The sequence below is a fragment of the Paenibacillus alvei DSM 29 genome, assembly GCF_000293805.1.
Taxonomy (GTDB): Bacteria; Bacillota; Bacilli; order Paenibacillales; family Paenibacillaceae; genus Paenibacillus_B; species Paenibacillus_B alvei.
The window spans coordinates 579,499-594,088 of record NZ_AMBZ01000003.1 but is presented as its reverse complement, the minus strand read 5'-3'; the positions used below and the strand labels follow the sequence as shown (position 1 = coordinate 594,088).

Here is a 14,590-nt window from a genome sequence, read left to right as displayed (position 1 = left end):
GAATCTACGATGACCAATTCGAAGTGGCAACTTCTTCAATTTCATTCTTCCGAACTCGCCCCATCAATCGTTCAACCGCTGTCTTCGGGTCACGTTTTTCGAACAATACGCGGTAAAGCTGTTCTGTAATTGGCATCTGAACTTCAAAGCGCTCTGCTAGAGAATGAGCCGCTTTCGTCGTTCGAATCCCTTCGACGACCATCCCCATATGCGATAATACTTCATCCACCGCCATACCTTGACCAATCAGCGAGCCTGCTCTCCAGTTACGGCTATGTCTGCTCGTACAAGTTACAACGAGATCTCCGACACCAGCTAGGCCAGCAAACGTCATCGGATTGGCTCCCATCACAACTCCCAGCCGTGCAATCTCAGCCAATCCACGCGTTAGAAGTGCAGCTTTCCCATTATCTCCGAACCCTAGCCCATCAGATAAACCTGCGCCTAAGGCGATGATATTTTTGAGCGCGCCGGCAAGTTCAACGCCGAGCACATCTGGATTGGTGTATACTCGGAAGAAAGACTCATTCATGAATAAATCCTGCGCTTGCTCAGCAGCCTTCGTAATTGTCGAAGCGACCACCACAGTCGTCGGACATTGCTTAACAACTTCCTCGGCATGGCTAGGGCCTGATAACACAGCAATACGATCAGCACTGCATGCAAGCTCTTCTTCGAGAACCTCAGACATCCGCTTTAATGTTTCCGTTTCAAACCCCTTCGTCGCATGTACAATAACCATATCGTCCGTCAGATGCGGCTTTATCATACCCGCCACTTGGCGCATTGCTGCAGATGGCGCAACCACAACGCATGCCTTCGCTCCGTTCATAGCCTCTTCTACCGAGTTGGTTGCCCGAATTCCAGCATGCAGCGTTACATTAGGCAAATATTTTTCGTTCGTATGCCTAGAATTGATTTCTTCTGCTTGTTGTACATTTCTCGTCCATAAGTATACATCATGTCCATTATGTGCGAGAACTTCACTCAAGGCAGTACCCCAGCTCCCTGCTACGAATACAGCAACTTTAACGGACACGAGATACGCCCCCCTTACTGGAGCCCAGTCGATTTTCCGTTCCTTGTACCAGCTTTACAATATTGCTCCGGTGACGATAGAACGCAAATACACAGAGGAGCAGACTTCCCCAAAAAATGCTCCAATCGTAACCGAACAGCAAGATGAAGATCGGGGTTAGACCAGCAAAAAGCAATGATCCTAACGAAACATAACGTTTCCAAGCAATTGATGCAATCGCAATAATACCCGCACATAGAGCTGGCAAAAATGCTAATACAGCCAATACCCCAATTGTGGTAGCAATGCCCTTCCCACCGCGAAAACGGAAATAAATCGGCCAGTTATGGCCTACGATAGCGGCAATTCCGCACAAAACCATAACCCAAGTGCTGTCCGATAGCAAATAGCCCATCAGAACAGCTACCATTCCTTTGGCTGCATCAAGCAGAAGCACACCAATAGCAGGCCCTTTGCCCAATACGCGCAGCGTGTTGGTTGCTCCTGCATTTCCACTTCCGTGCTGACGGATATCGATACCACGAAGCCATTTTCCAATAAGAAGGCTAAAGCTGACTGAACCGAGAAGGTAACTCGATGCAATTGCGATAATAGATAGCGTCAATTCCGCTCGCTCCTAACTTTCGTCGGATTTCCGGCGTGTGAATATCCGGATCGGTGTCCCTTCAAAGTCGAACGCTGCACGGATACGATTTTCTAAATATCGCTCATAGGAGAAGTGCATCAGTTCAGGATCATTTACGAACACGACAATCGTTGGCGGCTTAACCGCAACTTGAGTCGCATAATTGATTCTGAGACGTCTTCCCTTATCCGTTGGTGGCGGATTATAGGCGACAGCATCAGTTACAACGTCATTTAACAAGTGTGTTGGAATGCGCTTCGCGTGCTGCTGAGCAACATGTTGTACGACAGGAAGCAGTTTATGTAAACGCTGCTTAGTCTTCGCAGATAAGAACACAATTGGTGCGTACGTCATAAATAAGAAATGGTCGCGAATCTTGGTTTCGAATTGGTGCATGGTCTTATCATCTTTATCAACGACATCCCATTTATTGACGACGAACAGAACTGCCTTGCCTGCTTCATGAGCATATCCTGCAATATGTTTGTCTTGTTCAATAATTCCTTCTTCACCATTAATGACAACCAGAACGACATCTGCCCGCTCAATCGCCTTCATCGAGCGCATAACACTGTATTTTTCCGTTGTTTCGTATACTTTGCCGCGCTTGCGCATACCAGCTGTATCTATCAGTACGAATCGCTGATCATCCTTCTCGAAGGGGGTATCGATCGCATCGCGTGTTGTTCCTGCCACATCGCTGACAATGACTCGCTCTTCGCCGAGTATCGCGTTGACAAGCGAAGATTTACCGACATTCGGTCTGCCAATCAGGGCAACCTTTATTACATCTTCACCATATTCTTCATCCGATAAATCCGGCAAATTATTTACGACTTCATCAAGCAAATCGCCAATCCCTGTTCCATGAGATCCCGAAATTGGAACCGGATCTCCAAAGCCAAGGCTGTAGAATTCATAAATGTCATCCATACGACTCATGTTGTCGACTTTATTTACCGCTAGAACGATCGGCTTGCCTGAGCGGAACAACATTTGTGCAACTTCTTCATCCGCTTGCGTTACGCCGGACTTCGCTTCACACATAAATACAATTACATCTGCTTCCTCAATAGCCAACTCCGCTTGCACACGAATGGAACGCAGCATTTCATCTTCACCGTAAACTTCGATTCCGCCTGTGTCAATAATGTTGAACGGTTTACCATTCCACTCACCCGTCCCGTAAATACGGTCACGTGTTACACCAGGCTTGTCCTCCACTATAGCCAATCGGTCGCCGATGATTCGGTTAAATATAGTGGACTTGCCGACATTCGGCCGCCCGACAATGGCAACAATGGGTTTTGCCATGCATTTCACTCCTTCATAATTTGCAACTATACACGTACATCATCATATCAAAAAAAGCGGTTCTTGGCTAACGGAATTGGTTGAAACACTTATAGATTCCGCATTTTTCCGTATTATTCGGAGCCAATAAGTCCTCTTAAGAACTTTCCTCTAATCCACTCCAACATAGCAGACAGCAAACGAACGATCAAAAATGTCAGCCACCATACATCCTGAACTTGCCCTTCCCCAGCAGATATAAGCGAATGCAGACGCAAATGAACGAGAACTTCCCCTAACGTTAAACCGAACGTCAAAATCATCCATTGCATACTCCATTCTGTTGTAAACAAAAGCATATAGCAGGAGAAAACTCCTGCAATCAACCAAAAATGATATAACGATTCTGACATTTGCAGGGAAAAACGACTCAACAACTCAAGCCACATCCAAATAGCCGCAACCATAGCTGTATGTCCACACAATGCCAACAATTGGCTAAGCGTTTGCTTGCGAAGCAGCAGGATCGCCATTATTATCCACCACAGCCATGCACCATTGATCTGATGTCCATAGGCCAGCATGAATGTCCAATTTCGTAGAAGCAGCCAGCTGAGTCCGATCACGATTACCGTTGATTTCACAGCAGCAGGGAACAGAGACATTCGCCACCCACTTGCCACTAAGATTGCAAAGCATATCCATACCGCGACGGCCAACACCCCTGACGACGTCATCGAAACAGCAGCTCCTTCCTTGTTTGATGCTATTATTTGAAGCGCGTAACAAAAATAAACGGCGAACTCCGAAGAGTCCGCCGGTATTAAAAAGGTAAAGATTTATGTTAGTTTTTGAACTTGTTCAACATATCGCCGAAACGTTCACCAAGCGTTACGCTCATTGCCTGATTTGTCAGCGATACATTCGGATTGTTCAGTTCTTCCTTTACTTTCTTCTCTGGCTTCGGAGCTATAGCAGGAGCTTCTTCTGTTTCCTTGATGCTCAAGCTTACACGCTTCTCAGCAGGGCTGAAATCAAGTACTTTCACTTGGACAGTTTGACCTTGTTTCAATACTTCATAAGGTGTAGCTACATGACGGTGTGCGATTTGGGAGATGTGAACCAAGCCTTCAACTCCTGGAGCCACCTCAACGAATGCTCCGAAATCAACCAAGCGCTTTACTTCACCAGTCAGGATATCACCAGTCTTAATGTTGCTGCTCGCTTGTTCCCAAGGACCAGGCTGAGTCGCCTTAATACTCAAGCTGATTTTCCCGTTAGCCGGATCAACCTTCAATACTTTGACTTTAACCTTTTGACCTTCGGATACAACATCAGAAGGCTTCTCAACATGGTTCCATGCCAATTCAGACACGTGAACAAGTCCATCTACGCCTCCAACATCAACGAACGCACCGAATTGCGTCAAGCGTTGAACAGTTCCTTCGAGTTCTTGTCCTTCGGTTAAGCCTTCCATAACACGAATTTTGTTAGCTTCGAATTCTGCTTCCAATACATCCTTTTGGGAAAGGATGAGCTTGTTGTTTTCACGGTCGATTTCTTTAACTTTTACCCGGAGCGTACGTCCCTTGTAATCGCTGAAATCTTCAACGAAATGACGTTCAACCATGGATGCAGGGATGAATGCACGAACGCCAACATCAGCTACAACGCCGCCTTTTACAACATCAGCGACTGTTACTTCGAAAACATCTTGTGCTTCGAAATGCTTCTGCATATCGTCCCAAGCCTGTTCGCTGTCCACTTGACGCTTGGACAGAACAAGACGTTCCTTCTCATCGTCAATGCTAACAACCTTGCATTCAACTTCTTGGCCCACTTCAACCACATCTGCAGCATTGTCAACCGATACTGCAGTCAGCTCGCGTACAGGAATGATGCCATCGTATTTATAGCCAATGCTTACTACTGCTTGATTGTCATCGATTTTGACGATTGTGCCTTTGACGGTATCGCCTTTCTTCAAGGAAACGATGTTCTCCAACGCTTCTTGGCTTGCCGTTTCGGCAGTTTCGTTAACTTTTGTTTCTTCAGACATGTGAAATACCTCCTCGATTGAACCCCATTTATTCAAAACCCGCTTCAAAAGAAGCAGAGTTCCTTACAACTAATGGTTGTTGCATACCAGAAAATAATACCTGTAGTATCATACCATTGAAGAAAAAACATGCATGAATTATGATGAAGCCGTTTCTTCATGTATTATTCGATGGATATGTTCCATAATGCGGTCAGTCGCCATTTCCAGCCCACCACTGCCCTGCTCTAACAAGTCCGACATATCGATTGGCGGGCCATATACGACTTTTGTTTTGCGAAACAGCTTATATTCTCCAATAACAGCTACGGGAACTACAGCTGCCCCACTCTTCAAGGCAATCATCGCAGCACCCTTCTTCGCAGCAACTGCACCATCCGTATTGCGTGTTCCTTCAGGGAAAATGCCCATAATATCTCCATCGCGCAGCAAATTGAAAGCCGTACGAATAGTCTCTTTCCCAACTCCACCACGCTTGACCGGAAATGCTCCCAGACCATGAATAATCTTTCCAAGCACCGGTACGTCGAAAAGTTCAGCCTTCGCCATAAAGCGAACCTTGCGATCCAACATAATTCCAATCGCTGGCGGGTCTAACAAGCTTATATGATTGGAGCACAGGACTACACCGCCCTCTTTGGGCACGTAATCCTTTTTTTCGCTTCTAGCCGGAACAAAATCCGATACAATACTCGAAGCACTGCTCTTGCAAACGTATAGAACATAATAGCTACAGCTCACCAACTCTTTTGTAAATTCGCACGCTCAACGATCGTGGCTACCACATCATCAATAGTCATGCCTGTCGTATCCAGCAGTACGGCATCATCAGCTTGACGGAGCGGAGATACCTCACGAGTCTCATCCTGCCGATCACGATCTGCAATTTCTCGGATGAATTGCTCAAGAGTAGCATTCTCCTTGTCCTTCCATTCTGCATAACGTCTGCGGGCACGCTCCTCTACGGAAGCTGTAATGAACCACTTTAATTCTGCATCAGGAAGCACATGTGTGCCGATATCTCGTCCATCCATAACCACACCTTTACGAGCTGCCATTTGACGCTGCATATGTACAAGCTGCTCACGAACAACTTGGGACTTGGCATAATCAGATGCTAAACGGCTAATTTCAGATGTGCGGATGCTATCTGTTACGTCTTCGCCATTCAAAATGACGAATTGCCGATCGCCTTCTGGTATCAGTTCCAAAGTTACACGCTTCAGCTCTTCGGAGAGTGCTGATGACGCTTCAGGTTGAATGCCTGCTCGCGACATGTGCAAGGATATTGCCCGGTACATCGCACCAGTATCAATGTATATATATCCAAGTTCACGCGCTACTAGGCGAGCAACCGTGCTCTTCCCAGCTCCTGCAGGCCCGTCGATGGCAATATTAATGCGATGTCTGCTATAATCTGACTGTGTCAACGGGTCTGACTCCCTTCGTAGAAAAACATTACTTTATCATTCAAGAAAAAAGCAGGCATTGCCTGCGACGTGAAAATTATACCACACATAGAATAGGGATGCAAAAAGGTAATCATCGTATATCTATTTTCCTCGTGCCACTACCAGAGATGCTCCCCTCATTTAGCATAAGGATGAAAAGGGATCCCTTCCAGCTTATCTACAGGAGACAACCACTGGCGGGAAGCCCCCCCCAATAGAAGGCATTGGGCAATGACAACACTAATAACAAGTACTAATAAAGCACGAATCAGCCATTTAGAAGCCAAACTGCAAAGCTCTATTCGACTAATATGCCTGCGAAAAGAACGTCCTGATACTTCACGATTCCACTTTTCCTGTCGACTTTGCAAGAGGAGTCACCTCTTCGTTCATTTTGGAAGTAGTATGGCAACCTTGCATTCAACCTATGCACAGCTTACAGATATTAATATGCTATTTACGTAAATCCAACTGTCGTTCAAAACAATAGCGAATTAGCCTTTGCTGTTCGACATTTGCAATTTGCTCGAACTTAAGCATCACTAATTGACGATGTTCCTCCATTGGCTGAACACGAACAATATGGCCAGTAAACGGAACATGTTCTATTGATCCATTGCGAAAAGGCACAGCAATCCAGCAATGCAGCACTTGGGATTCGCGCAGTCCCCATTTGAAATCTGTTGTAAATGAGAGACCTCCTCCGCTAATATCCTCTGTAAGTGCCAGGAACTTCACGCCATCAGTTGTACGAATTGCCATCTCCAAAAATGCTTGAATACGCAAATAATTGCGCCGCTGCATTTGTGTCAGCCAATGAGGCTCTGGTTTTCGGATTGACATCATTGGAATTGTATCCTGTCGTCTTCCCATGACTTGCGAACGAAAATTCCATTTCGTCCCATCGGATTGAGAAAAATATATATCAAGTTCATCGCCATTGGAGAACAAACCATACTTTCCTGTTTCCTCCGATAGCGGAATCTCCATCCATAGTAGTTGTTCATTTACCTCTGTTACTCTCGCCTTATAGGTTAGCCCTTCCGTTTTTTCACGAATTAACTGTACATACAAGGTATCGTTGACGTTCGGCAGCATTTGCTTCCCCTCCAAGAAGATTATACCATGATAGCAGAATACTAAAAGGAAAAAGGTTCCAATCCCTTGTAGGAATTGGAACCCCTGCATTACACTACGATTTTAACATCTTCATTTCTTCGATTTGCTCTTCTGTGCCATTTTCAGCATTGATGAATATGCGATACGCGCCACCATTAATTTTGCCTCCGAATTCATAACAGAGCACTTCCTCGGAAAGATCATTTTTGATGAGCGACATGCGATCATATAATATGTTCATGCTTGGATTAAGCATAGCTTGTGCCTCTTTTTTACCCAAAGTCGGCTTGCCCACCTTGCGTTCCTTGTCTTCATAAACAAAATCCGCCGCTTGCAAGCCTGTCACTTCGCCATTGTCCAGTGCAACACGCGCCGTAACCTGCTGCGGATAAATATAGACACCATCGGCTACAGGCACAAGAGTATAGCTTCCCGTATTGTTGTATTCATCATATCGAACCGCAGCCATGTCCGGATAACCATTTTTCTTCAGGAACTTCTTGGCTGCTTGCTCTCCTTCAGCCATCGTCAGCTTTTTTTGCCTACATGGCGTGTGTCCATATACGACATAAGGAAGCCCTGATTTGTATAGTCGAGTGTTAGTGCACTGCCATCGTCTTTTAACTTCGTGAATACCGTATAGGACTCGTAGTCGGTTCCTTTACCATTCTTTCTTACTTGTACAGGCTCATTCGGCTTTTTAACCAAGAATTTTTCAGCTTTTTCTTTAATTTGCTGCTCCGATAAGGGATTGCCTTTCAGCATTTTCACAGAACGCTTTGTATATACGCTGGAAATCGAAGGCCCCCAGTTCAGTTCTGGATATGCGCTCACCTTTTTATCTACGGTTTTAAATCCGTCGATGATCGTATTATCCATCGTTTTTTGCTCGGACGCCATTGCTGTTTCAACATCCATCCAACGTAGATTGTCTTTTAACACCTTGTTTTGAACCTGCTGTAAATCCTGTGAGATTTGCGCTGCATTTTGGTGCAGCGTCTTGAGTATTTTTACCTCATCATCACTGAGCGGCTGTTTCGTCAAATCCCGGACGGCAGCTCGGTAAGAAAAATTAGAGATGCGCGACAAAAAATCTTCTGTCTTGTTAAATGGCAGCAGTGTCAAAGGTAGCTGACTAATCTCATTTTGCGCTTGACTCGTAATTCTCCATACATTGACAAGACCTTTCCGATGCATCCCTTGCGACTTGGAGTTTACTGCAAGTGTCTGCCCCAGTTCGGAATGAAGCTTATCAACATGATAGGTCAAATCATGGAAGGCACGCTGGTATTGGTTCTCTGCCTTAATCAATATAGAGTTCTTCTCTTGATGTTCTTGATATCCCCATACAATCGCTCCAACAAATAAGAGCGCAAAAATAGGAAACATCACCGCACTTAATCGTTTATACATGGTACAAACGTCTCCCTTCACAGCAACTTGTACATCATAGTGATGTTAGTTTGTTGGATATGAGGGAGGTTTATGCATCGATTCCCATTATTGCACTCTTATATCGAAGTCATCATATTGGTTCTTCATCAATATGGAATGCATCCCGATTATCACAGATGCACTGCTTGAAGCCGGTTTCAATTCGACCTTTTTCCCGTTTGCCACGAAGAATGAATTTTTCACCGCAGCATTTGCAGCGAATGGTAACCTTCACCCTCACATGAGCCCTCCTTGCTTCCCTTGAACTGCGCCCGTTCGTGCCTCGCACAATTTGAGCTTGTAAATAATAGCATTCCCATTATTGCTCCACATTAACCTCTTCTTCTGAATTTACCATCCTAAGAGGAGAGCGGGCACTGGCTCTTCGTACCTTCCCCATGCCGAAATACCAGAGAAACAGCATTAAAGGTACTACGAACCATATCCAATAACGAGTCACTGTCATTAAAATCAGATCGTAAACTCCATGCCAGAACAAAGGAATTCCAATCGAGTACAGCAAATATTTTCGCGAACGACCGCCATAAAATTTCGCTTTCCCCATATAATAACCCATAATAACACCGAACAAGGCATGTCCGGATACAGGCAGCAGAGCACGCACAAGCATTTGGGAAAACGATGTTTGATTCAACCATGCGTACATGACATTCTCTATCGTGGCGAAACCTAGCGATACGGCAACTGCATACAATATGCCATCATAATGCTCATCAAATTCTACGTGATTGTAGATCATATGATACAACACAAACCATTTGACAAACTCTTCAACGCCAGAAGAGATAAAAAAGGAATAAATATATGGATTTTTGCCCCACCACAATACGAGGCCATGCTGAATAATCATGATCGGAAATACAATTAGAAACCCAAGCAGAAACACACGAATGACCATGTGAATCGGTTCATAATCGTAACGATCCTTCAAATAGAAATACGCCAGCAACGCAATACCAGGTGCAATTGCTGCTGTAAGCAAGGGAAAAATGGGTGTCGCAGCTTCACCAGATTGTATCGCCAACTGAGAAGTGTCCGCGACGAGCGTGCTAAGAGCAGTAAGCAAAGTCACCTTCACATCCTCCTTTGGCGACTAACTCTATGGTCAGTTAGATATCCGTAAAAGTTTGATATTGTAAGTATATCATACTGTTATGCGACAGCGCTTATTGTGTCGAATAATGTTGATGAAAACATACATCTGACTGATTTTATAATACAGAGTGTCCAATCAATCGCAAATTGCATATATTGGTTGACATAGCCTCCAGCGGGAAAAACGCAAAACAGGGAGCCCGAATTTTCCACTTCTCATGAAAAATCACAAGCACTCCCTGTTCACGGTCGCATATTACGCTGTATTATGCACGGCGCGGATTGAAATGTGTACAAGTAACGGCAATGGCATCCTCTGCAATGATACACTTTCCATACTCCTCCAGAACAGCTGTCGTCACTGACGCTGCTTCCCCATACTCAGCCATAATTGCAATAAAAGCTTGCAATCGCTGGGGATCCACATTCGTCGGTTCCGCATGGAAAATCCACTGTCCATTATATTGGTAGAGCGCACCTGGAACGGCAAAATTGCCATGAACCGTATGTGCCGCCTCGATGAAGTCTTCAAAATCCCGGAACGCGAATACGATCGTATCGCTCTCCTCAAGCGTAACTTCCATTTCATATACATCATCCAACTCGTCATCTTCGATGCCATCGCCATGACCTGACGCCTGGTTCCAGTGTGTTCGCGTTACGATGACAACCATCCCCTGTGCAGGCATTGCGAATACTTCCACGGCTAACGGTCCCGTCGCATCAAATCCGAGTTCGGTATACGCCTGATCCATCATCTCTGCGAACAATTCCTGCAGCTTAGACATCTCTCGCCACAAGTCGTCGCGTTTGATCCCGCGCTCAGACAAATCGTCGAACGTAAGGAAAATTCGAATCTTGTCTTGACTGATACGTTCGATCTTCATGACAGGACCCTCCTTTGCAACTTCGGTTATAACAGATTATGAAGCAACATATAATATGTGCTGAAAATGGTTCTATGTAATTCATGTTATCATTTCTTGCATGGATTTGCACTACATAAAATAGTTGACAGTATATTGATTGTATAAACACAAAGAAGCTGCCGACTCAATCGGCAGCTTCTTCCAATATCGATCTTCTACAATCAGTGGGTGGATTGATTTTCTTCAAACGGTTTTGTTCGCGGTGCAGCTTGCGACTTAGAAGCGTTGGATATTGTCGTAGTAGTGGTTTCCAGTTTTACAGCATTCAGATTGGATGGTGTTGGAGCCAGTCCATTTTCCCGTAAAATGGCATCCACCTTACGCTTCACTTCTGGATCGCGATCAATCAGTTCCTTAACCCGATCCAAACTGAACGCGTCAGACTTAGGCGCCTCTTTGGACATCTTCAAGTCGAGCAAGGAGGCAATATCCGGCATGCTTGCTGATGCATCCATAACCTTATCCTTCGCCTTGCCTACTACATCCTGAACGACATTGCCAGCAACTTGCAATCTGGACTGCAAATTAGCCAGCGAACGACGATCTGCCAAATACATCCCAGCCAAAATACCAATAGCAGCACCAGAAATGAACGATGTCACTTTCACTGTAGTTCCCTCCTTCAATTAGTTAGGATCAATTGTAGTGTGAGCCCATCTGTAACGAACCATGCGGTAAAAAATCAGGAAATGCGGCCATCAATGCCCGAACGGAGTGTAATAAAATGCGCTTCAGGTTTGCAAAATAAACGGAGTGGGATATGTGATGTTCCAAACCCTTTTGTAATAAACAAAGCCGTAGAGCCTTTTAGTCCTGTAAATGTATGCCAGCCAGATAAATATTTGCGGTAAAATTTCGAGGTGCGCAGCGGCCCGTATCCAGGCAGATAAATTTGACCGCCATGCGTATGCCCTGACAATACGAGATCAATCCCTTGCAGCTCAGCCTTCCGCAAAGCCAGCGGATCATGAGTCAGAACAATTGTACACGCAGGTTCTTGCTGTGGCTCATTCATGGCAAGCTTCACATTCGTTCGTTTGGAGCTGTAGTCGTCCCAGCCTACAAGCCATATAAAATGCCCGTGCTGCTCTAGCCGAATTGCCTCATTATCCAGCAGCTTGACACCTAATTGGTTCAATTTATCATCAAGCTCACGAACATTTGCCTTGTAATCATGATTGCCATGTACAGCAGCCACTGGCCCTAGGCGGCGCAGCCTCTCCATATTCTCGACACTGTACGCAAGCGGCGCTCCAAACTCAGTTATATCCCCGCCGACCAGTACCATTGCCGCCTGTGAGTGGCGTTGGATCTGCGCGATATGGCTCTCCGTTAACCGCCTTCTGTGGAAGTCGCTAATAAAAACAAGCGGACCCCGTCGAAAGACGACGGCAACCGCTTCAGTACCACTTCTTCTTCTGTAATTGTAAACCCCCGTGCTTCCCATAACATATAGACAACAAGCCCCCCGGCTGCTGCCAGCAAGCCTGCAATGACAGTGTAAGCAATCAACATGGATTACCCCTCCAGCCCCAGCTTATGGCGACCCCATAATAGTAGTCCAATTAACAAGCCTACAAATAACAAAAATAGAATATTATAAAACCACTTTGTTAGTCTTACATAACTTGACGGAAATAACTTTTTTCTTGAAGGCAGCGATCGATCATCAAGCTCTTCCTCTTGCATGGCAATATTTTCAGCAAGATTGAGCAATCGTTCTTCCGTCATTGCTTGATTGCTGCCTGTATGTTGTTGCTCGGTATGTGTATCTTTCTTCGATGAATTTTCTCTCAATGAACGTAAAGCATCTAGTGCCGGGCTATGTAGGTCTGGCTCTTGCTTGCGAGAGAACCCTCGAAATAAAGGGTGTGGGTGATTCTCGCTCATACTTCCCTCCGAAATCGTATAATGAGTCCCATAATGAGATCAATGATAAAGTGTGCTAGTATTGGAGCCCATAAGGTTCCTGTCCACTCATAAATAGTACCCAAAGCAAAGCTAATTAGAAACACCATTCCAGTTGGTAACCAATGGCGCAAATACCGTACGTGGATAGCTGCGAAAATAATACTCGTCCAATATGCGCCAAATGCATGCTGTATCGCCCCACGAAAGAGCATTTCCTCACATATACCCACTATAAACGAGATCACAATGATATGCCATACCGGACGTGAGCGGAAAAGCTTCTCATTCACTCCCCCATCATCCGTCATATCTTCTGGCACAAATCTAGAAACCGCGATGTCGACAATAATCACAAGAGCAGCCAACCCCGCTCCCAGCCACACCCATGTTAAATCGCCCGTCTGGATAATAAGCAACGAGAAAGGATTTCTCCCTTGCAGCCAAATCCATACCACACCAAGAATCAACGTAATTGCTTGCGTTACATACAAATTTAAGAGTAGCACCTTATCATCTAACTGTTGGATGTCTACTTGTCGAGATTTGAAATCATTCCATTTCTGTTTCATTACATCCCTGCCTAACGAGTTAGCAATCCTTATTATAACGCTCAATAGAAGCATCATATCAGATAAAAGATGGTTCATTCAAGTTAGGAATCACGCAGCATCAACAATTACAACGATTGCATTGCCAATTGGGTCAACACCTTGTAGAATGAATGCACTTCACGAAGAAGGGGGAGTCCATTTTTTGTCAATATTTACACCTTACAACTGTACCTTTTACTTCGATGACAAGCTGAGAGAAGTTCCGCACTCCGCTTCTGATATGCGCAAAGCCATCGTTTATGTAAAGGAGAAATTGCAAGCATCTGCTCAAAATCAAGAGGACTTGGGAAAACAATACGGAATGATTGGTGTCTACAGCCGAATAGTCGGAAATTATAAGGACAGCATAACCTATTTGAATTCCGCCATCGCCATCCATTCGTCAAACAACAACGCCAAGCAGGTGTGGATTAACAAATTACGCCTTGCCCATACCTATCAATGGATGAAGGACTTTCACACATCCAACCATATGTTCCACAAACTCCTAGAACAAGCGAATATACATGATCAACACTTTGGAATGCTTGACTTTCTTTATCAGCATTGTGGCAAAAATCAATATGATCAATCGAATTACGAAGCAGCACTCCAATGGTTCGAAAAAGCACTCGAAATCCGAACAAAATCCAAAGAGGATGAACTGATTCATTCTTCTCGAATCGCAATACAGGCTTGTAAAAATCATTTGTTAAAAGGATCTGCCGAAAAACCATAAACCGTACATTTTTTATATATGAAACGATTATGTTCGTAAAAATATCTATTGACACCCTAGCATTTGCATGGTACATTAAGTAAAATTTCATGAGTCAAACGGTGAAGGAAACGAACATTCAGTGAAGCCTGCAGAGAGCCGATGGTCGGTGCGAATCGGTGGCGGATTGTCTTGTTCCAGCGTTCCGGAGTTGTTGCGTCGAACCCTGATGGCAGTAGGCGTAACCGAATCGAACCCGTTAACGTTCGACGTCTGGCATAGACGTGTAAGGCTGCTTATGCGAAT

At 44.9% G+C, this 14,590-nt stretch carries 17 protein-coding genes, 2 pseudogenes and 1 other annotated feature (1 of these 20 cut by a window edge); of the genes and pseudogenes, 1 reads left to right on the top strand and 18 read right to left on the bottom strand.

Translation table 11 applies throughout. From position 1 onward, the window contains the following. Positions 1-4: 4 nt before the first annotated feature. From PAV_RS13090 to PAV_RS13020, 18 genes and pseudogenes are all read right to left on the bottom strand, one after another. Entirely contained in the window at positions 5-1,039 is a 1,035-nt protein-coding gene (locus PAV_RS13090) for an NAD(P)H-dependent glycerol-3-phosphate dehydrogenase (RefSeq protein ID WP_005546891.1), read from the bottom strand. Next, the gene (plsY, locus tag PAV_RS13085) at positions 1,029-1,643 is read right to left on the bottom strand and encodes a glycerol-3-phosphate 1-O-acyltransferase PlsY (protein ID WP_005546890.1); all 615 of its coding nucleotides are present in this window, start codon (positions 1,641-1,643) and stop codon (positions 1,029-1,031) included. Before plsY ends, PAV_RS13090 begins: the two co-directional genes overlap by 11 nt. A gap of 12 nt (positions 1,644-1,655) precedes the next feature. Then, entirely contained in the window at positions 1,656-2,978 is a 1,323-nt protein-coding gene (gene der, locus PAV_RS13080; RefSeq protein WP_005546889.1) for a ribosome biogenesis GTPase Der, read from the bottom strand. Positions 2,979-3,091: 113 nt separating this feature from the next. Further along, entirely contained in the window at positions 3,092-3,694 is a 603-nt protein-coding gene (locus tag PAV_RS13075; protein ID WP_005546888.1) for a hypothetical protein, read from the bottom strand. Between the two features lie 107 nt (positions 3,695-3,801). Continuing rightward, positions 3,802-5,016 carry a 30S ribosomal protein S1 gene (gene rpsA, locus PAV_RS13070; RefSeq protein ID WP_005546887.1) on the bottom strand — a complete coding sequence of 405 codons (1,215 nt, stop codon included), beginning with the start codon at positions 5,014-5,016 and terminating at the stop codon, positions 3,802-3,804. Between the two features lie 138 nt (positions 5,017-5,154). Next, positions 5,155-5,741: pseudogene (locus PAV_RS13065) on the bottom strand (lysophospholipid acyltransferase family protein). Between the two features lie 12 nt (positions 5,742-5,753). Further along, complete coding sequence (gene cmk, locus PAV_RS13060) at positions 5,754-6,446, bottom strand: (d)CMP kinase (RefSeq protein ID WP_005546884.1); 693 nt, start codon at positions 6,444-6,446, stop codon at positions 5,754-5,756. Between the two features lie 158 nt (positions 6,447-6,604). Then, on the bottom strand, positions 6,605-6,838 hold the full coding sequence (locus PAV_RS34645) for a hypothetical protein (protein ID WP_005546882.1): 234 nt from the start codon (positions 6,836-6,838) through the stop codon (positions 6,605-6,607). Between the two features lie 82 nt (positions 6,839-6,920). Further along, the gene (locus tag PAV_RS13055; protein ID WP_005546879.1) at positions 6,921-7,565 is read right to left on the bottom strand and encodes a flagellar brake protein; all 645 of its coding nucleotides are present in this window, start codon (positions 7,563-7,565) and stop codon (positions 6,921-6,923) included. Positions 7,566-7,659: 94 nt separating this feature from the next. Beyond that, positions 7,660-8,999: pseudogene (gene ypeB, locus PAV_RS13050) on the bottom strand (germination protein YpeB). A gap of 112 nt (positions 9,000-9,111) precedes the next feature. Further along, on the bottom strand, positions 9,112-9,261 hold the full coding sequence (locus tag PAV_RS35270; protein WP_005546874.1) for a hypothetical protein: 150 nt from the start codon (positions 9,259-9,261) through the stop codon (positions 9,112-9,114). Between the two features lie 78 nt (positions 9,262-9,339). Beyond that, a complete protein-coding gene (gene prsW / locus PAV_RS13045; RefSeq protein ID WP_163978166.1) occupies positions 9,340-10,059 on the bottom strand; it encodes a glutamic-type intramembrane protease PrsW in 720 nt (239 codons plus the stop codon). Positions 10,060-10,402: 343 nt separating this feature from the next. Beyond that, positions 10,403-11,023, bottom strand: a complete 621-nt coding sequence (locus tag PAV_RS13040) for a genetic competence negative regulator (protein WP_005546868.1) — start codon at positions 11,021-11,023, stop codon at positions 10,403-10,405. A 203-nt stretch (positions 11,024-11,226) separates the two neighbouring features. Beyond that, positions 11,227-11,673, bottom strand: a complete 447-nt coding sequence (locus PAV_RS13035) for a hypothetical protein (protein ID WP_005546867.1) — start codon at positions 11,671-11,673, stop codon at positions 11,227-11,229. Positions 11,674-11,747: 74 nt separating this feature from the next. Next, on the bottom strand, positions 11,748-12,377 hold the full coding sequence (locus PAV_RS13030; protein ID WP_238555829.1) for a metallophosphoesterase: 630 nt from the start codon (positions 12,375-12,377) through the stop codon (positions 11,748-11,750). A 20-nt stretch (positions 12,378-12,397) separates the two neighbouring features. Next, positions 12,398-12,580: a hypothetical protein gene (locus PAV_RS36150; RefSeq protein WP_005546864.1), complete on the bottom strand. Its 183-nt coding sequence runs from the start codon at positions 12,578-12,580 to the stop codon at positions 12,398-12,400. Between the two features lie 3 nt (positions 12,581-12,583). Further along, positions 12,584-12,955 carry a hypothetical protein gene (locus PAV_RS13025; RefSeq protein ID WP_005546862.1) on the bottom strand — a complete coding sequence of 124 codons (372 nt, stop codon included), beginning with the start codon at positions 12,953-12,955 and terminating at the stop codon, positions 12,584-12,586. Then, positions 12,952-13,545 carry a type II CAAX endopeptidase family protein gene (locus tag PAV_RS13020; protein WP_005546860.1) on the bottom strand — a complete coding sequence of 198 codons (594 nt, stop codon included), beginning with the start codon at positions 13,543-13,545 and terminating at the stop codon, positions 12,952-12,954. Before PAV_RS13020 ends, PAV_RS13025 begins: the two co-directional genes overlap by 4 nt. Positions 13,546-13,729: 184 nt before the next feature. On the opposite strand from PAV_RS13020, the gene PAV_RS13015 reads away from it, so the two are divergent. Further along, entirely contained in the window at positions 13,730-14,305 is a 576-nt protein-coding gene (locus PAV_RS13015; protein ID WP_005546858.1) for a tetratricopeptide repeat protein, read from the top strand. A 92-nt stretch (positions 14,306-14,397) separates the two neighbouring features. Then, positions 14,398-14,590: a binding site (T-box leader), on the top strand; it runs 49 nt beyond the window's last position.

Coding starts and splice junctions, on each gene's coding strand:
- der (WP_005546889.1), bottom strand. CDS start 2,978: ATGGCAAAACCCATTGTTGCCATTGTCGGGCGGCCGAATGTCGGCAAG.
- PAV_RS13075 (WP_005546888.1), bottom strand. CDS start 3,694: ATGACGTCGTCAGGGGTGTTGGCCGTCGCGGTATGGATATGCTTTGCA.
- rpsA (WP_005546887.1), bottom strand. CDS start 5,016: ATGTCTGAAGAAACAAAAGTTAACGAAACTGCCGAAACGGCAAGCCAA.
- PAV_RS13055 (WP_005546879.1), bottom strand. CDS start 7,565: ATGCTGCCGAACGTCAACGATACCTTGTATGTACAGTTAATTCGTGAA.
- PAV_RS13040 (WP_005546868.1), bottom strand. CDS start 11,023: ATGAAGATCGAACGTATCAGTCAAGACAAGATTCGAATTTTCCTTACG.
- PAV_RS36150 (WP_005546864.1), bottom strand. CDS start 12,580: ATGTTGATTGCTTACACTGTCATTGCAGGCTTGCTGGCAGCAGCCGGG.
- PAV_RS13025 (WP_005546862.1), bottom strand. CDS start 12,955: ATGAGCGAGAATCACCCACACCCTTTATTTCGAGGGTTCTCTCGCAAG.
- PAV_RS13020 (WP_005546860.1), bottom strand. CDS start 13,545: ATGAAACAGAAATGGAATGATTTCAAATCTCGACAAGTAGACATCCAA.